Here is an 18,853-nt window from a genome sequence, read left to right as displayed (position 1 = left end):
CCTGTGAAAAAAATGTGAATGGTTGCGGCACGTATGGTGAGGTTTGCCCTCTTCCCAAACAAAACGGGAGACCAGCCAGGGCTGATCTCCCGTTCTCTCGTACAAAAACCGGTTACTGCCGCGCCGGCTCATGCCAGCGCCCGGCTAGTCGCTCAATCAGGATCGGCTTCCACGTCGCCATGCTCGGCGGCCAGGCCACGCTCGGCCAGGGCGGCTTCTTCGCGGCCCACATCGTGCCCTTCGGTGCGCACGCGCTGGCGGCGCTTCTCGAAGCCGGTGCCCACCGGGATCAGCTTGCCGATGATGACATTCTCTTTCAGGCCGCGCAGGTTATCCTGCGCCCCGCGTACCGCCGCTTCCGTCAGCACGCGTGTCGTCTCCTGGAAGGAGGCCGCGGCCAGGAAGCTTTCCGTGTTCAAGGAGGCTTTGGTGACGCCCAGGAGCACCGTATCACCACGCGCCGGGGTGCGTCCGCGCTCGATCAGGCGTTGGTTCGCCTCGTCGAACTTGAAGCGGTCAACCAACTCACCCGGCAGGAACTCGGTATCGCCTGTCGCGCGCACCCGAACCTTGCGGATCATCTGGCGCACGACCACCTCGATGTGCTTGTCGTGGATGTTCACGCCTTGTGAGCGGTACACCTTCTGCACCTCTTCCACCAGGTAGAGCTGGCAGGTGTCGCGGCCCTGAATGCGCAGCACTTCCTTGGGGTTCTTGGCGCCTTCGGTCAACTGCTGACCCGATTTCACCACGTCGCCCTTGTCCACGCGCAGACGTGCGCTCGGCGGAATGGCCTTTTCCCAGACCGTAGTTTCCTCGCGGCGCACCACCGCCCGCCAGCCGTCATCGGTTTCCTCGATGAAAACGTGACCATCCAGCCCAGCCGTGATGTTGATCGGCTCGCCCGTTTGCTCATTCACAGCCACAGCCAGCGGCGTATCGGCCTGCACGCGATCGCTGTCACCGACCGCCAGGCGGAAGTGGCGTGGAATGTCACGTTCTTGCGACAACAGCTTGGTGTTCGTCACCTTCAGCTTGCGCTGCTCGCCCTCCCAATAGATGCCCACACTGCCGTCAATCTCAGCAATGACAGCCTCGCCCTTGGGATTGCGTGCTTCGAACAATTCCTCCACACGGGGCAGACCCTGCGTGATGTCTTCGGTGCCCGCGACACCACCGGTATGGAAGGTGCGCAGTGTCAACTGCGTGCCCGGCTCGCCGATGGACTGCGCCGCGATGATGCCGACCGCCTCGCCCTGGCGGATGATGCCGCCACGGGCCAGGTCGCGCCCGTAACAGGTGGCACACAGGCCGAAAGTCAGCGTGCAGATCAAGGGCGAGCGCACATAGGCTCGCTGCACCTTGGCCGCAAGAACGGCCGATACGGCCACCTCGTCAATCATCTGGCCCTTCTCCACAATGACATCCCCGGTCTGTGGATGCAGGATGGCCCCGGCCGCATAGCGCCCAACGAGACGATCACCGAACGCCTCGCCAATGAGCCTGCTCACGGAGGCTTCGATCCAGATGCCGGCGTCGGTGCCGCAGTCGTCCACGCTGATGATGACATCTTGCGCCACGTCTACCAGGCGGCGAGTCAGATAACCGGCGTCGGCGGTGCGCAGCGCGGTGTCGGCCAAACCCTTGCGGGCGCCGTGCGTACTCAGGAAGTATTCCAGGGCGGTCAGGCCCTCGCGGAAGTTGGAACGGATGGGCAGCGGAATGATACGACCTGAAGGGTCGGCCATCAAGCCGCGCATACCGGCCAATTGGCGAATGGGCGTTACACCGCCCTTGGTGGCGCCGCTGATAGCCATCGCGCCTAGCCCTTCCAGCGGATCCAACTGCTGCTTCACCGCCTGCGTGAGGTCATCGGTGGCACGCGTCCACAGCTCCACGATGCGGTTGTACTGCTCCTCTTCCGTGATCAGGCCACGGCGATATTGGCGCTCGGCCTTCTCGACCTCGGTGGTGGTGTCCTGAATGATCTGTTGTTTGATTTCCGGCACCTGGATGTCGCTCACCGCAATCGTCATACCGCTGCGGGTGGCGTAGATGAAGCCCAGTTGCTTGATCTTGTCCACCAGGTCGGCCGTCTTACGCACACCCAGGCGATGGTAGCAGTCGGCAACCACCGTGTTGACCGAGCCTTTGTCCATCACTTTGTTGACGAACTGCAGCTCGCGCGGCAGCTCCATATTGAATATCGCGCGTCCAACCGTAGTTTCGATGAGACCATGCATCCGCGGGGCTTCGGCGGCCACACCCAGGCGCAGCAGATGTGCGCGAATTTCCTCAGTATGACCGATCACCGGCGAGGGCTGGCCGCTTGACGCCTGCTGCATCAGCTCGACCACCTGGGCGGCTGTGGTGACGCCGGCTGCTTCCAGCGCGGCGTGCGCCTTCGGCCCCAAGTGCAGGTTGCCCAGGGACACGTCGCGCAGCCAATCGTGGTAGCGCAGCCTGATTTTGGCACGCAGATCCACCGCGCCCAGGTCATAGGCCAGCTTGACCTCGTCCATGTTGCCGAAGGCCTTGCCTTCACCCTTGACGCCCGGCTTTTCACCCGTCAGCCAGTACATGCCGAGAACCATGTCTTTGGACGGCCCGACGATCGGCTCGCCGCTGGCCGGTTTCAGCAGGTTGTGTGACGACAGCATCAGTTCGCGCGCCTCACGCACCGCTTCATCGCTCAACGGCACATGCACGGCCATCTGGTCGCCGTCGAAGTCAGCGTTGAAGGCCGAGCAGACCAGCGGGTGAATCTGGATGGCATGACCTTCGATCAACACCACCTCGAAGGCCTGAATGCCCAGGCGGTGCAGCGTAGGCGCACGGTTGAGCAGCACCGGCCGCTCCAACGACACCTCTTCCAGCACGTCCCACACTTCCGGACTGAGCCGGTCCACCAGGCGCTTGGCGCTCTTGATGTTGTGCGCGAAGTTGGCTTCCACCAGTTTGCGCATGACGAAGGGCTTGAACAGCTCCAGGGCCATCTTCTTCGGTAGACCGCACTGATGCAGGGCCAGCGTGGGGCCGATCACGATCACAGAGCGGCCCGAATAGTCCACGCGCTTGCCCAGCAGGTTGCGGCGGAAGCGTCCTTGCTTGCCCTTGAGCATGTCGCTCAGACTCTTTAGCTTACGTTTACCGCTGCGGCTGACGGCCCGGCCACGGCGCCCGTTGTCAATCAGGCTGTCCACGGCTTCCTGCAACATGCGTTTTTCATTGCGCACGATGACATCGGGCGCGCCCAGCTCCAGCAAGCGGCGCAAGCGGTTGTTGCGATTGATCACGCGGCGATACAGGTCGTTCAGGTCACTGGTCGCGAAACGTCCACCGTCCAACTGCACCATCGGGCGCAGATCCGGTGGGATGACCGGCAGCACGGTCAGGATCATCCACTCCGGCCGGTTGCCCGACTTGCGGAACGATTCGGCCACGCGCAGGCGCTTGGCTGCCTTCTTGCGGCGCTGCTTCGACTTGCTGATGCGAATCTCGTGGCGCAGTTCCTTGGCCATCTTGTTCAGGTCAATGCGGGCCACGACATCGCGAATGGCTTCGGCGCCCATGGCGGCATCGAACAGCGAGCTCCAGCGCTCCTGTAGTTCGCGGTAGCGGGTCTCGGTCAGCAGATCAAGCTCCTTGATGCTCTTGATCTCGGCCGCATCCTGATCATGGGTCACGCGCAGTTTTTCTTTTTCGCGTTCCACATCCCGGCGCTGACCTTCGCTCTTCTCGGACACCTCATGGCGGAAGCGGTCGCGCCGAGCAGCCGCCTGCAGACCAATCTGCGCCTTGTCCTGATCACCGGACTCCTTGATCTCGGTCAGGCGCTGCTGCATACTATCGCCCAGCCGATTCAGGCTGTGGCGGTCAATCGGCTCGCCGACCGGCACCAGGGCGTCACTCAGCCAGGGCAGGTTCACAGCCTCGGCCGCGACCTTGCCGATCTGGCCTTCCAATTGGCGTTGAATCTGGCTGCCCGTGCCCATCGCCTCGTTGGTCTTACGCGCCATCTCATCTTCGATGTCACCGATGCGGCGCGCTTCTTCATTGTCCAGGCGGGTCAGGGCATCGGCCAGGCGATGTTCATAATCGGCCAGCTTGGTCTGCAGGTCATTTTCCATGCGCTGCAGTTTGAGATTCAGATCGCGGTCGCGGCGCTGAATCATGCGCGCCCGCGCTTCCTCGTCTACCCGCGTAATGATGAACTGGGCAAAGTAGAGCACGCGCTCCAGGTTGCGCGGCGAGATGTTCAGCAGAAGGCCGAGCCGGCTGGGCACACCTTTGACGTACCAGATATGGCTGACCGGCGAGGCCAGCTCGATGTGCCCCATGCGCTCGCGGCGCACGCGGCTGGGCAGCACTTCGACGCCGCACTTATCGCATTTGATACCCTTGTAGCGCACACGCTTGTATTTGCCGCAGTAGCACTCCCAGTCCTTCGTGGGACCGAAAATTTTCTCACAGAACAATCCATCACGTTCGGGCCGCAGCGTCCGGTAGTTGATTGTTTCTGGCTTCAGGACTTCCCCGTGTGACCAGGAGCGAATTTGCTCCGGCGACGCCAGACTAATCCGAATCGCATCAAAATCGTTTACTTCCACGGTTACCCCCTATCGAAAGGCGCAACGCTGAACACCGCGCGTCGAACCGTTCGTTCGACGCGCGGCCTGCAGCATTTCTCAGTCGCGTCCGGCCATTGGCCCCGGTAAACTCAGGCTAAATCCCAGCTTCGGCAGGCGCTCATCGGTATCTTCCTTGCCAAACTGGATGATCTCGTCCTTCTCGTTGATGACCTCAACCGACAGGCCGAGCGATTGCAGTTCTTTCACCAGCACGCGGAACGATTCTGGAACGCCCGGCGCGGCAATCGGCTCGCCCTTGACAATTGATTCGTACGTCTTCACACGCCCGGTGACGTCGTCCGATTTGACCGTCAGCATTTCCTGCAGGATGTGCGCGGCGCCGTAGGCTTCCAGCGCCCACACTTCCATTTCTCCGAAGCGCTGACCGCCGAACTGCGCCTTGCCACCGAGCGGCTGCTGCGTCACCAGCGAGTACGGGCCGGTAGAGCGGGCATGCACCTTATCTTCGACCAAGTGTGCCAGCTTGAGCATGTAGATGATGCCCACGGTCACTGGGCGGTCGAAGCGATCACCTGTGCGGCCGTCATGCACCACCTGTTTGCCCGTCGTGGGTAGGGGCCAGCCGACTTTAAGGCTCACCTGCTCGGCCGCCTCATGCAAGGCTAATTCCGACAGGGCCAATGTCCCCGGGCTGGTGTCTGGATCGTAATACTTGATCCATTCGTGCAGGCAGACATCAATGGCCTGGGTGTCCGCGCGGTCGCGAAGGTCGCGATTGTAGGCCACATCCTCGAACATCAAAACGTCATCGGGATGATACCCCTGATCTCTCAGCCACTCGCGCAGCGTGGCGCGACGTGCAAAGGTCGTATCTCTGAGCACCAGTTCCGGGTCATACCCGCGCTCCGACAGGAAATCAATCAGGAAGCGGGTACGGGCATCGGCATCATCCTCGATCTCTTCGGCGGGGATACCTTGTGCCGCCACCCAGTGCCAGGCTCGCTGCGAGGCGTCGCGCCAGGCCAGGTCAATCAACCAGGCACGGGCCAGTTCGGCCTCGATCTCGCGCTCCTTGGCGCCATCGAAAACGGGGGTGTTGGTGCGGAAGCCCAAGCGGTCGGCTGCCCAGCCCAAGTGGGTTTCCAGCACCTGACCGATATTCATACGGGCCGGCACGCCCAACGGATTGAGGATGATGTCCACCGGTGTGCCATCCTCCAGGTAGGGCATGTCTTCCACTGGCACGATCTTGGAGATGACACCCTTGTTGCCGTGACGGCCGGCCATCTTGTCACCTTCCATGATCTTGCGCCGTTGTGCCACACTGACGCGCACCATTTTTTCCACGCCTGCCGGTAGGTCGCGGTAGTCATCGCGGCCAAAAACCTTGATGTCTACCACTTTGCCTTTTTCGCCGTGGGGCAGACGCAGCGAGGAGTCCTTGACCTCACGCGCCTTTTCGCCAAAAATGGCTCGCAGTAATTTTTCTTCTGGCGTCAGTTCGGTTTCACCCTTCGGTGTAATCTTGCCGACCAGGATGTCGCCCGGTCCCACCTCGGCGCCGACGCGAATCACGCCTTCCTCGTCCAGGTCCTTCAGTGCATCCTCACCCACGTTGGGAATATCGCGGGTGATTTCTTCCGGCCCCAGTTTGGTATCGCGCGCTTCCACCTCATGCTTTTCGATGTGGATGGAGCTATATTTGTCTTCCATGACCATGCGTTCACTGATCAGGATGGCGTCTTCGTAATTGCCGCCGTCCCAACTCATGAAGGCCACCAGTACATTTTGCCCTAGCGCCAGTTCACCGACCTCCGTCGAGCTTGAATCGGCCAGGACGGCGCCCTCACGCACCCACTGGCCCTTGCGGACGACAGGGCGCTGGTCAATGCAAGTGGACTGGTTCGAGCGGTTGAATTTGCGCAGCGCGTAGACGCGGCGACTGCCATCCTCTTCCAGGATCGTCACATCTCGACCGGTCACGCTGGTAACCTCGCCCGGTTTGCGGGCAACCACCACCTGACCAGAGTCCACGGCCGCCTGGTATTCCATGCCGGTGCCGACGATGGGGGCTTCGGGGCGCAACAGGGGAACGGCCTGGCGCTGCATGTTCGATCCCATCAGCGCGCGGTTGGCATCGTCATGCTCCAGGAACGGAATCAACGCGGCTGACACGCTGACGCTCTGTTTGGGCGACACGTCCATGAACTCGATACGCTCCGGCACCTCGAACAGGAAATCCTTGCTGTGGCGCGCCGATGCGCGTGGGTTGAGGAACTCGCCACGGCTATTGAGCGCGGCGCTGGCCTGCGCAATGGAAAAACTCTCTTCCTCATCGGCCGTTGCGTAGACGACGTTCGTGGAGGCGAAGGACTTGACCCGCACCTCGCTGTAGGCCTCAGCATAAGACGCGATCAACTCAGCCATGTCCGCGGTAATTTCCGTCTCTGGCTCGGCAATCACATCCTTGCTGATGGGATCAACCAGACGTTCGCGCAGGATTCGGCCCGTCAGGTTGTCGGCGCGGTTGGGCACCGCGCTGAAGACGCGGCGGTACGGGGTTTCGATGAAACCATACTCATTGACCCGTGCAAAGGTCGCCATCGAGCCGATCAAGCCGATGTTGGGGCCTTCCGGCGTCTCGATGGGGCAGATACGGCCATAGTGGCTGTGGTGAACGTCGCGCACGTCAAAGCCGGCGCGTTCACGACGAAGACCGCCAGGTCCGAGGGCGCTCAATCGGCGCTTGTGGGTTAACTCGGCCAGTGGGTTGGTCTGATCCATGAACTGGCTGAGCTGGCTGCCGCCGAAGAATTCACGCGTTGCAGCCACCACCGGGCGAATGTTGACCAGTGCCAGCGGCGTGACCTGCTCCGGGTCACGCGTACTCATACGCTCGCGCACCACGCGTTCCATGCGCAGCAGGCCGATGCGCAGCTGATTCTGAATCAACTCGCCCACGGTCTTCACGCGGCGATTACCCAGGTGGTCAATGTCATCCTCGGCAAAGACGCCGTTGTTCACCTGGATGATGCGTGCGATGACCGCAACCAGGTCTTCCTTGGTCAGGATGCGGGTCGCCAGCGGCACCTGCGAAGCCAGCCGTTTGTTCAGCTTGTAGCGCCCAACCTTGCCCAGGTCATAGCGACGCGGCACAAAGAGCAGGTTCTGCATGAAACTACGGGCGTTATCCTCGGTTGGCGGGTCGCCAGGGCGCAACTTTTTGTAGAACTCCAACAAGGCGTCGCGCATGCCCTTTTCGGAATCGCCACGGTTGGGCGTCGAGGTGGGGTCGCGTTCCAGGGTTGCGCTGATGTACTGATGTTCGGGTACCGTATCCACGTCCCGGAACAACTCGTAGATTTCTTCATCGCTACCAAAGCCGATGGAGCGCAGCAGAATCGTGACCGGCAGCTTGCGTTTGCGGTCCACCTTGACCGAAATGATATCACGCTTGCTGGTCTCGAACTCAAGCCAGGCGCCGCGGCTGGGGATCAGCTTGGCAGCACACAGCTCGCGGCCGGTGGTGCGGTCTTCATCCACTTTGAAGTACACACCAGGCGAACGAATGAGCTGGCTGACCACCACGCGCTCCGCGCCGTTGATGACAAAGGTGCCATTCTCGGTCATGAGCGGGAAATCACCCATGAACACATCTTGTTCGGGAATCTCACCGGTGGCCTTGTTGATCAGGCGTACCTTGATCCACAGCGGCGCGGCAAACGTCATATCGCGATCGCGACAATCTTTCTCTGAATACTTTGGTGTACCAAACCAAAAATCACCAAAATGCAATTCTAATTGCTTGTTGAAGCTTACAATCGGCGAAATCTCTTCGAGTAATTCGCGTAATCCTTCGGCCTTGAACCATTCAAAGGCTTCCAACTGGACTTCGATCAACGGTGGTAGGGGGTGAACATCATGGATACGACCATAGTTCTTGCGAAAAGCCGGTATGTTCTGGCGACCAGTGGCAAAGTTCGTCATGCGCTCTCCACTCCTTAGATCAGGCTCGCATCAACCGATGCCGTGGTTGTGCAATCTGTCAGTCAACTGGCAGGTAGATCGGAAGGCAATACTGGGCCTGCCGCTGTCCAGATATTGCCCATTAAACAACAAATGACCCATCTTGCGGATAGGTCTTCGTGACCCAATTCCTCCGCGGATGGGTGTCTCTCGATAACAACTTCATGATAGGCCATGGACAACGTGCAGATGCACTGCGTGCAAGCAGCAATTATAGCGTGGACGACGCGCTGTGTCAAAAAAAGCTACCGCCATCGGTGCGGTGCGGTGCGGTGCGGCGGCGCGGGCCTGGCTGGCTGCCGGTCAGGAGACGGACAGGATCGGCGTGTTGTCGGCCGGTAGGCAGCCGTCAACCAGGGCCGACACCGCGCCCGCGCCGCTGCCGGGGCACAGCCAAACCAGAAACTCGCTGTTGCCGGCCGGCCCGGTAATTGGCGAACGAATCAGCCCCAGGATATCCAACTGTTGGCGCTGTGCCCAGGTCAGCGTTTGGGTGAGCACAGCCCAGTGTACACGCGTGTCTTTGATGACACCACCCTTGCCCACCTGCTGCTTGCTGGCCTCGAACTGCGGCTTGATCAGTGCCACGATGCTGCCGGTGGGGGCACGCAACCAGGGCGCCACGGCCGGGATGACCAGGTTGAGGCCGATGAATGAGACATCAATCGTAACCAGGTCAACCAGGCAATCACCCGGCAGGCTGGATAGATAACGCACGTTGGTGCGCTCCAGCACCGTCACGCGGGCGTCTTGACGCAGTTTCCAGGCCAACTGCCCGTAGCCCACATCAATCGCCAGGACATGCGCGGCGCCGCGCTGCAACAGGCAGTCGCTGAAGCCGCCCGTGGACGCACCGACATCCGCGCAGATTAGCCCATCCACCGGAATGGCAAAGGCATCGAGGGCTGCTGCCAGTTTGATGCCGCCCCGGCTGACGTAGGCCGCCCCTTGCTGCACCGTCACCTGGGCCGTGTTTTTCACCAGGGCGCCGGCTTTGTCGGTCACGGCGCCGTCAACCATGACCTGCCCGGCCAAAATCAGCCCACGTGCCTGCGCCCAGTTCGCGGCCAGGCCCCGTTCCATCAACAGGGTATCTATCCGCTGTTTGCTCACGCGCGTTGCTCTGACTCCTGGGGCAATGACATCATCTGCGCCTGCATCCTGCCAAGTTGGTTTGACGAAGCGGGCGGTTTACGGTAAGATGTGGCCCTATGTCTGAAACCACAACCTCTCATAACGGCAACCAGCCACTGGTCATTCTACGTGCCCTCTTCAGGGCCATGCGGCCGCGACAATGGCCGAAAAACGGCTTCGTGTTCGCCGCACTGATTTTCGATGGGCAGCTCTTCAGCATAGATTCCTTCTTGCGCACCGTGGCGGCCTTTGTCTGTTTCTGTGCGGTCTCGAGCGCCGGTTATCTCATCAATGACCTGGCTGACATCGAAAAGGATCGGCAGCATCCCACCAAACGCCTGCGCCCGCTGGCGGCCGGTATCTTGCCGCCGTGGGTCGCTGTCGCGGCGGCGGCGGTGCTCATGGCCGTCTGTCTGCCAGCTGCCTACCGACTTGACAGCCTCTTCAGCGCGATCCTCCTCGGCTATCTGGCGCTGACGCTATCGTACACCTTCTATCTGAAGCACATCGTCATCGTTGATCTGATCGTGGTCGCGGCCGGGTTTGTGCTGCGTGTGGCCGGCGGGGTGGCCGTGATTCGTGTCGCTCGCTTTTCGCCCTGGATGTATGTCTGCATGGGGTTGCTGGCCCTGTTCATGATCATGGGCAAGCGGCGTCACGAACTCAACCTGTTGACCGCCAGCGCAGCCAGCCATCGCGCCATCCTCGAAGACTACACGGTGCGTTTTCTGGACGAGATGATCGCCATGGTCACGGCCTCCCTGGTGATGGCCTATTCGCTTTACACCTTCTCTGCGCCCAACATGCCGGCCAACCACGCGATGATGCTCACCATTCCCTTTGTGATTTACGGGCTTTTTCGCTATCTCTATTTGATCCACGTGCAGGGCCAGGGCGGCGCGCCTGAAGAACTGCTGCTGCGCGACTGGCCCTTGCTGATTGATGTGGTGCTCTGGGTCGCGGTGGTCATCGCCGCACTCTACTTCTGGCGTTAAGCGGGCAGGCGCAAGGCCATGCCCGCTTTTTTTCATCTATTTCCGGCCTTCGGAAGTCGGTCGCAACGCACCTGCGCAGACTTCCGAAGGCGGTTTTTTCGTCCCTTACTTATCCCTTACTTCGTGGTCTCGGACACCCCGTTCTCCTGCAAGAACTGGCGCCACGGTCCGCTCATGCCATCATCAGTGACGCCGTAATAGACGTGCAGGGTGTCACCAATGCGCTGCACCAGGTCGTAGCGCATCTTGCCGGCCCGCTTGCTGGCCTGCCACAGCCCAATGTCGCCGACCCACTGCATACGGTCTGCCTGTAATGGGTTGGTTTCATGCTGGGCAATGGCGTAACTCCACAGTTTGCGCGCCGACTTGGGCGTGACGTTGCGGATGACGCCGCCGTTGCGCAGGTCTTTGATGACATAACTCGTTGAGCCGCGACCGGCTTCGGCCTCCAGAATCTCTACGCCCACGCGCGGCGGACGCAGTGTGCCATCGTCCGGGGTCACCAGCGCCAACGCGGCCGCCGCCATTTCGTCTGCCTCGTCGTCGCGCACCGCATCGCTTTCAGGCTCGGCTGGCGCTGGCCGCTCGAACGGGACAGGAAGCTCGGCCAGTTCGGGCGCCGCAGTGATCGTCAACGTTTCGCTGGCGGCCTTGGGCTTGCGCCGCGGGGCCTTGGCCGGAGCTGCCTTCTTGTCGGCCGTGGCTTCGGTGCTGATTTCTGCCCGCATTTGATCGAGCAGGGTGGCGCGCACGAGCTGCACAATTTCGTCACGTACCGCCATGCTCGTTTCGGCTTCCTGGCGCACGTAAATTTTGTTGTCATCCAGGCAGTAGGGCTTTTCCTTGCCCTCCGTCACCATGACGCGCAGCACTGGGCGCGCCTGTGATTCCAACACGTCCACGGTGGCGTCGAGCGGCGGCACGATCTTGCTCTGGATTTCCAGCTTCAGCGCGACGATCGCTTCGTCCGCCCCTTCCACCCCGGTGGGTGTGCCTTTGCGCGTGGCGCTTACGCCCACGTAGACCGTGCCGCCGTTGGTGTTGGCGAAGGCCACGACGTCGCTCAGAATGGCGGTCAACCGGCCGCCGGAGCGGGTCCAGGTTTCATGAAACGACTGCACGATATTGGGGCCTTGCTCGCGTGCAGCAGCGATGTAGTCGAACGGTTCCTTCTTTGGGCGATAGGGTCGTGTCAGCGCAAAATCGCTGCCCTTGAGCACCTCGGCAATGGCTTCGAAGGAAATATCGGATAATGAGATTTCGGTCGCGCGGTCGCCGATGCCCAGAATATGCTTTTCGCTTGGGGATCGGTGGAGGCGATGCGCATCTGAGCCTTGAATGCAGTGCATGCGGCGAGGATATTCTGGTTTAGAGCCGTTGTAGAAACTGTCGGTCGCGCGCCGGCTGCGGCTGTCCAGGTCGGTCACTTCCAGGGCGTGCAGGTGAGAGTCTTGCGTGTAGGCAATTTTGGTCTGGCCGCCAAAGGGGAAATCGCGCATGGCAACGCCGTGGGTCGAATTGGCGTGGGCCGCGATAGCCAGGCCGCCCGCTTCATCAATCAGCTTGTAGGCCGTCAGCACATCGGTGGTGGCGCCTACCTCGGTTGAGCCAACATCCAGCTTAGTTGCCGGCACATTGAGGCGCAGGAGCAGTAGTTCCAGTTCACGGATCGAAGTCTCTGGCGGAAAAATGCCGAGGATGTGAAAGCCGAACGTGGCTGTAAATTCGAAGCCCGGCAGGACCAACAGCTTGTTGCCGATGCGGCGGTATTCGTCGAGCGTGCGTTTTTCTTGCGGGCGCAGGCGTCCTTGTTCTTCCAGCCAGCCCAGGCGTTCAATGTCCTGGCGCAACTGCGCGATGCCCGCGACGGTGTTGTGATCGGCGATGGCTACGATGTCGAGGCCACGAGCCTCGCACTTTTGCAACCAATCGAGATAGGTGGTGTTTGGCTCCTGCCAGTCGGCCGAAGCCGGCGTGTGCAGGTGCATGTCCATACACCACCATTGACGTTTGAGAGTCTTTTTCGGTGCCAAATTGGGTACCCTTCTCCTTTCAGGTTCAATCATACCAATAATTTTCTGAAGAAGGGTTCGTAAAAACTGCACTTCCCGTATTTCTCAGCGTTTTCTCGGCAAGATGCGGGAGCTCATTCTTTTGCGAACCCTCATTCTCTCCTTTCTGCCTTCTCAAGGCTGGATTATCACTGCCGGCGTCTGTTCTGTGTGGGCGCCAAGGGCCGCCGGTGGCTCCAGGGCGGCCTGAAAAACATCGGACACAGACTCCACCATCACGAAGCGAATCTTCTGACGCACCTCATCCGGCAAGTCATCCAGATCAGGCTCGTTGCGCTTGGGCATGATGACGGTGTCCAGCCCGGCCCGTGATGCGGCCAGCACTTTTTCTTTGAGGCCGCCAATCGGCAGAACTTGCCCGCGCAGGGTAATTTCTCCCGTCATGGCCACGTTGGAGCGCACCAGGCGACCGGTCAGCAGGGACGCCAACGCCGTGGCTATGGTCACGCCGGCCGAGGGGCCATCCTTGGGCACCGCGCCGGCCGGAATGTGCAGGTGGATATCGCTCTTGTTGAAGAAATCCTCGTCCACGCCCAAGTCACGGCTCATAGAGCGCACGAAGCTCAGGGCCGCTTGCGCCGATTCCTTCATCACCTCGCCCAGTTGGCCGGTCACGATGAAGCCCTTGTTGCCCGCCATACGCGTGGCTTCGATGAAGAGGATGTCTCCCCCCACCGCCGTGACCGCCAGGCCGGTGGCTACGCCAGGTCGCTCCGTGCGCTCAGCCACCTCATTGTAGAATTTGGCCTTACCCAGGTATTCGGTCAGATTGTCCACGGTAATCGTGATCGTCGGCAGCGTCCCGTCGCTGCTGGGGCCGCGTTCCGCGGCGCGTGTGGCGATCTTGCGGCAGATCTTGCCGATTTGTCGCTCCAGCGCACGCACGCCTGCCTCGCGCGTGTGCTCCGTAATCATCCGGTGCAGCGCCGCCTCTTCGAAGATGACCTCGCTGGCGTGCAGGCTATTTTCGCGCAACTGGCGTGGAATCAAATAACCCTGGGCAATTTTCACCTTCTCCAGTTCGGTGTAACCGGAGAGCTGCAGAATTTCCATGCGGTCGAGCAATGGATCAGGGATCGTTTCCAGCCAATTGGCGGTGGTAATGAAGATGACCTGTGACAGATCGAATGGCACGTCCAGATAATGGTCGCGAAATTCGCTATTCTGCTCAGGATCGAGCACTTCCAGCAGGGCCGCGGACGGGTCGCCGCGGAAGTCACGCCCTAACTTGTCCACCTCATCGAGCATGAAGACAGGGTTGCGGCTTTCCACGCGACGCAGCATCTGCAGGATGCGCCCTGGCATGGAGCCAATGTAGGTGCGACGGAAGCCGCGTACTTCGGCCTCGTCATGGATGCCACCCAATGCCAGGCGCACGAACTTGCGATCCAGCGCCCGTGCAATGGAAAGCCCCAGGCTCGTCTTGCCCACGCCGGGCGGGCCGACAAAGCACAGGATGACGCCTTCGCGTTGCTTGCGGATCAGGTCGGGATGTTCGTCTTCGGCCGCAAACTGCCCCTTGCGCTCCACGCGCAGCTTGCGCACCGCGAGGAATTCCAGGATGCGCTCCTTGATTTCCTTGAGGTCATAGTGATCTTCGTCCAACACCTGACGGGCGTGCGCAATATCGAGGTTGTCCTCTGTCACCATCTGCCAGGGCAGGCTGACCATCCAGTCCAGGTAGGTCTTGATCACACCATATTCGGCGGCTTGGGGGGGCATCTTGCGCAGACGCTCCAACTCGCGCTTGGCTTCCTTCTGCGCCTCCGCCGGCATGCCGGCCTGGGCGATGCGCTCGTCCAGGTCTTTGATCTCAGCCGCCTGCTCATCCTCCTCGCCCAGCTCTTTCTGAATGGCCTTCAGTTGCTCGCGCAAATAGAACTCGCGCTGCATCTTTTCCATTTCATTCTGGGCTTCGGACTGAATCTTACGGCCCAACTCCAGGACTTCCAGTTCTTTGGAGAGCAGCGAATTGAGCTTGATCAGCTTATCGCGCACCCGGTTGATTTCCAGGATCTCCTGTGCATCGGCCAGTTCCAGGCGCAGGCTGGAAGCGATCAGATAGACGAGCTGGCGCGCATCCTCTACGTTCATGGCCGCCATCTCCAATTCGTCCGGCAGGTGCGGCACCAGTTGAATCAGGCGGCGAAACAGGTCCTGTGCGTTGCGCGACAGCGCCTCAACCTCAACCGAGTCCTCTTCCGCATCCACTTCCGCCATCACCTGCGCCCGTAGGAAAGGCTCATCCTGGATATAGCGGCCCACCCGAATACGCTCCAAGCCCTGCACGATCAGGCGGATGGTGCCATCCGGCGCGCGCAGCAGGCGGTGTACCACCGCGGCCGTGCCGATTTCATACAGGTCTGCGGGCGTTGGTTCTTCAGCGTCGGGGTTGCGGCTGGTCACCAGGCCAATGACCCGGCTGTCATCCGCCGCTGATTCGACCAGGCGAATCGAACGCTCCTGCCCGACCGTCAGCGGCAGCCACATCATCGGGTAGACCACCACCCCGCGCAAGGGCAAAATGGGCAGATCGTTTGGAATATGGCTTTCGTCATCAAACCCGTTGACATGCGGGCTGGCAACCGGCTCGATGATCGTATTCTGTTCGTCAGTTGACTTCTTGCGTCCCCGATCGCGTCCAAATAGTGGCACGATCAACCTCCTTGTTCAGGCAACAAAGTACAAGGCGTCATTGTACCACAAGCCGGGGTGAGCGGCAATCACAGATCATCCCGCGGTCTGCCCCCGAATTCTGCCTCTTGACAGCGCGCCGCGCGCGTGGTATGCTGTCACCAGTCACAAGCCTGCCCCCCGCCTTCCGAGTCGTCTCTCGCCGCCGGAAGTCCCTGGCGAGAGTGTTTTCTCCCGCCCGCGACCTCCTTCAGCAGTCAGCGGTTTCCCAGACTTCGGATTTCTCGAAGAAACCCGAAGCCTTCCGGGAATCTCCCTGACCCGTCCTGTTTCGATTGCTGCATGAAAGGAGTCCGTGGTCATGTTCCATCTCACCTCTTCACGCTCGCGTTTGTCCAATTCACGCGCAACGCCTCTGTCTTCCAAGACCGCCGTCAGTCTTTCCAGGAGCCTGGTAAGCCGTTTAACCTTATGTTGTCTTTGCATTTGCCTGCTCGGACAGCCGATTGTGGCGGCCCAACCACCATCCATGCTGCCAGCGAGAACAACCTTCACGCTTGCGCATGAGGAAGCAGGCTCGATTCGTGCGCAGGTGCAGCCAACTGCAGCCCCTTTCTCTCGAGTGGCGCTTGATCTGCTCAGCATGACCGGTGGCGGGGGGAGCGCCGTGTTCATCAGTGGCAACTACGCCTATCTTGGCGTTGGCGCACGCATGGTGATTCTGGACATCAGCGACGCCGCCCACCCGCAAAAGCTTGGCTCCAGCGCCATCTTGCCCGACGTTGTCACGGCGATCACCGTCGTGGAGCGCCTGGCTTATGTTGTCTATCGCAGCGGCGGACTCCGGATCATCAACGTTACCGATCCGTTCACACCCGTTCGCGTCGCGGATTACGATCTACCTAGTTTCAGTGAGAACATCACGGTGGCTGGAGGTCTCGCGTTTGTTGCAAACTCGGAAAGTGGATTGTATATCCTGGATGTTACCACCCCCGAAACGCCCAGGCTGGTCGGACGCTTCGCCAGCCGCAGCGCAACCAACGGCATTGCAGTTGTTGGACACCTGGCCTATGTTGCAGATAGTAGTGGGGCGCTGCTGGTCGTGGATGTCACGAATCCGGCTGCGCCTGTACTTCGGGGATCGATTGTGCTCAGCGGCCAGACAACCGATGTGATTGTTGCCGGGACCTATGCGTACCTGAGCTATAACGCGGGTATCCTGGTCGTAGACGTGAGCGATCCTGGCCGCCCTGTCGGTCGCAGTTTTCTGAATTTGCCTGGCTACAGCCTCGATCTGGCGCTTGAGGGGTCGCGACTGTTCGTGGCCGGACACGGCGCTGGTCTGCACGTCGTTGATATCAGCAATCCCCTGGGGCCATACTCCCTGGGGAGTTACAGCACGCACGGCGCGGCTCTCACCGTCCAGGTCAAGGATGAGCAAGCCTACGTCATGACCGACAGCGCCGGCCTGGTGATCTTCGATGTGCATCAGGTCAGTTCCTTTTCAGTGGCAAGCATCCTGGGGATGTCCGATTTTGTTTGGGATGTGGCAGTGCGCAACGATCTGGCGCTGGTGTCGCTCGGCCAAGCCGGTTTCGAAGCCGTTGATGTGAGTGATGTGCGCCACCCTCGCCGCTTGGGCGCCTTCGATACTCCCGGAGACGCAAGGCATATCGCGTTCGATGATCGGGGACTGGCCTATATTGCGGACAGTGAAAGCGGTCTCGTCATCATTGATGTGGCAGATCCAGCCAAACCTCGATTGCTCAGCATTCTGTCTTCGCATCGAGTATCTTGGGTAGACGTCAGCGGGACACTGGCGTATGTCGCTGCCGAAGAGGATGGACTGCTCATCGTAGATGTTTCCGACCCAATGTCTCCCACGATCCGGGGAGTTTACGCCACCGCAGGCAGGGCATTCCGCGTGCGGTTTCGGGACAGCCTGGTATGGCTTGCTGAAGACGACAATGGACTCTTGATAATAGATGTCAGTCACCCTGCCCAGCCGATTCTGCGCGGTCGCTACAACACAGGCCTTAACGTCTCCGATTTTGATTTGCAGGGAAACCTCGCCTTTTATGCCTCCTCTTTAGGTCTGCATATCCTCGACATTAGTGACCCAGCAAATCCTCGCCTTCGTGGTCGTTTTGAGGATACTGGGGTTGCGCGGGTGCAAGTATTCGGAGATCAGGCCTACTTGGTCAGTACCACCGGCATACGGGTCCTTGACATCCGCGACCCAAGTCGGCCAGTCTCTTTGTTCCTGTATGCACCGCCCTATGGCGGGGCCAGGGGATTCGTCGTCACCCGCTATTTTATCTACCTGGCTGTGGATGTCTGGGGTCTTATGATCCTGGACAGAGAGTCTCTTCATTTACCCGGTCAATTGGCGCGGTATCGGGAACCTGAGCCTGCGAATTCGAGTCCGTTTGCCGTGCAGGAAAGTTCGGTCTTCGTCGAAGGCGCACGGGCCAACCTGCAGGCCTTCGATCTCAGCGACCCGGCGCGGCCATCGCTCCGCTTTACGCTTCCGGTCTATGGTGGGATCGAGGCCTTAGCAATGAGCGGTGACCTGCTGTTGGTGGCGAACCGCACCGGCCCACTGCAGTTGGTGGATGTGGACCTGGCGGGCAGTCCGGGCGTTGTGGGGACATACAACCCGGAATTGTATAGGATTCAGGAGACAGTGACAGCCTCTGGATACGCCTACGTATCGGGATACCGCATGCCGCATCCCTATCATAGGATCCAAATCATTGATCTTCATCGGCCGTCCAATCCCGCCCTGATGTCCGAATTCGAAGCTCCGCCGAATGGATTTGTTTTGAAGACTGCAGGCACAACCTTATTTGTCGCCGGCACCGACCTGACGCTATTTGATGTCAGCAACCCCGCAAACCCAACCGTCCTGGGAACGTGCTGTCACGAGAGCTCCTATCGCGATCTGGACATTGTCAACGGACTTGTCTATGCAGTACGGTGGAGTAGGGTGGACATCCTCGATGTTCACAACCCGACACAGATCGTTGAACTTGGGTCATATGTCTTTCCAGAAGATCCTTTGCTCAGTTCAGTCGCTTTGGTTGGCGCTAACCTCCTGGTTGGCTCCACGTGGGGTATCTTCATCTTCGACGTATCACACCCCTCTGCTCCGCGCCTGATTGGCTACCAATCGCTCCCCGGCGGCGTCAACAAGCTATCTGCTCAAGGAGATAGGGTGATCGTCAGCGGTGGCGGCGGTCTCACCGTTCTGGCCGCGACAACTCTGTCACACCCTCAGTTCTTGCCTTACCTGGTGCGGTAGCGCCGGGATAGTGGGAGCAGCACGACGATCACGAAGCACCGGCCGTGGGGGAATCGCCATGAAGGCAGAAGCTCGATTCGTGAAAATTAGTGAAAT

At 60.2% G+C, this 18,853-nt stretch carries 7 protein-coding genes; 2 read left to right on the top strand and 5 right to left on the bottom strand.

Annotation, left to right across the window (positions count from 1 at the left end):
* Positions 1 to 152: 152 nt before the first annotated feature.
* The 3 genes from IPM84_21645 to IPM84_21635 all read right to left on the bottom strand — a co-directional run bounded on the left by IPM84_21645 (position 153) and on the right by IPM84_21635 (position 9,731).
* Positions 153 to 4,610 carry a DNA-directed RNA polymerase subunit beta' gene (locus tag IPM84_21645; GenBank protein MBK9095310.1) on the bottom strand — a complete coding sequence of 1,486 codons (4,458 nt, stop codon included), beginning with the start codon at positions 4,608 to 4,610 and terminating at the stop codon, positions 153 to 155.
* 78 nt (positions 4,611 to 4,688) lie between these two features.
* Complete coding sequence (locus tag IPM84_21640) at positions 4,689 to 8,579, bottom strand: DNA-directed RNA polymerase subunit beta (protein MBK9095309.1); 3,891 nt, start codon at positions 8,577 to 8,579, stop codon at positions 4,689 to 4,691.
* Positions 8,580 to 8,921: 342 nt separating this feature from the next.
* Positions 8,922 to 9,731, bottom strand: a complete 810-nt coding sequence (locus IPM84_21635) for a TlyA family RNA methyltransferase (GenBank protein ID MBK9095308.1) — start codon at positions 9,729 to 9,731, stop codon at positions 8,922 to 8,924.
* Between the two features lie 98 nt (positions 9,732 to 9,829).
* On the opposite strand from IPM84_21635, the gene IPM84_21630 reads away from it, so the two are divergent.
* Positions 9,830 to 10,747 (top strand): decaprenyl-phosphate phosphoribosyltransferase, encoded by a 918-nt coding sequence (locus IPM84_21630; GenBank protein MBK9095307.1) that lies wholly within the window; start codon positions 9,830 to 9,832, stop codon positions 10,745 to 10,747.
* A gap of 116 nt (positions 10,748 to 10,863) precedes the next feature.
* Here the strand turns inward: IPM84_21630 and IPM84_21625 are convergent, their stop codons facing one another.
* Positions 10,864 to 12,741 (bottom strand): putative DNA binding domain-containing protein, encoded by a 1,878-nt coding sequence (locus IPM84_21625; protein MBK9095306.1) that lies wholly within the window; start codon positions 12,739 to 12,741, stop codon positions 10,864 to 10,866.
* 192 nt (positions 12,742 to 12,933) lie between these two features.
* Positions 12,934 to 15,312 carry an endopeptidase La gene (gene lon, locus IPM84_21620; protein ID MBK9095305.1) on the bottom strand — a complete coding sequence of 793 codons (2,379 nt, stop codon included), beginning with the start codon at positions 15,310 to 15,312 and terminating at the stop codon, positions 12,934 to 12,936.
* A gap of 502 nt (positions 15,313 to 15,814) precedes the next feature.
* Here lon and IPM84_21615 point away from each other — a divergent pair.
* On the top strand, positions 15,815 to 18,757 hold the full coding sequence (locus tag IPM84_21615) for a hypothetical protein (GenBank protein MBK9095304.1): 2,943 nt from the start codon (positions 15,815 to 15,817) through the stop codon (positions 18,755 to 18,757).
* The last annotated feature ends 96 nt before the right edge of the window (positions 18,758 to 18,853 follow it).

The organism is Candidatus Amarolinea dominans (assembly GCA_016719785.1).
Classification (GTDB): Bacteria; Chloroflexota; Anaerolineae; order SSC4; family Amarolineaceae; genus Amarolinea; species Amarolinea dominans.
The sequence above is the reverse complement of the archived record's forward strand: the minus strand, read 5'-3'. Positions and strand labels throughout refer to the sequence as shown.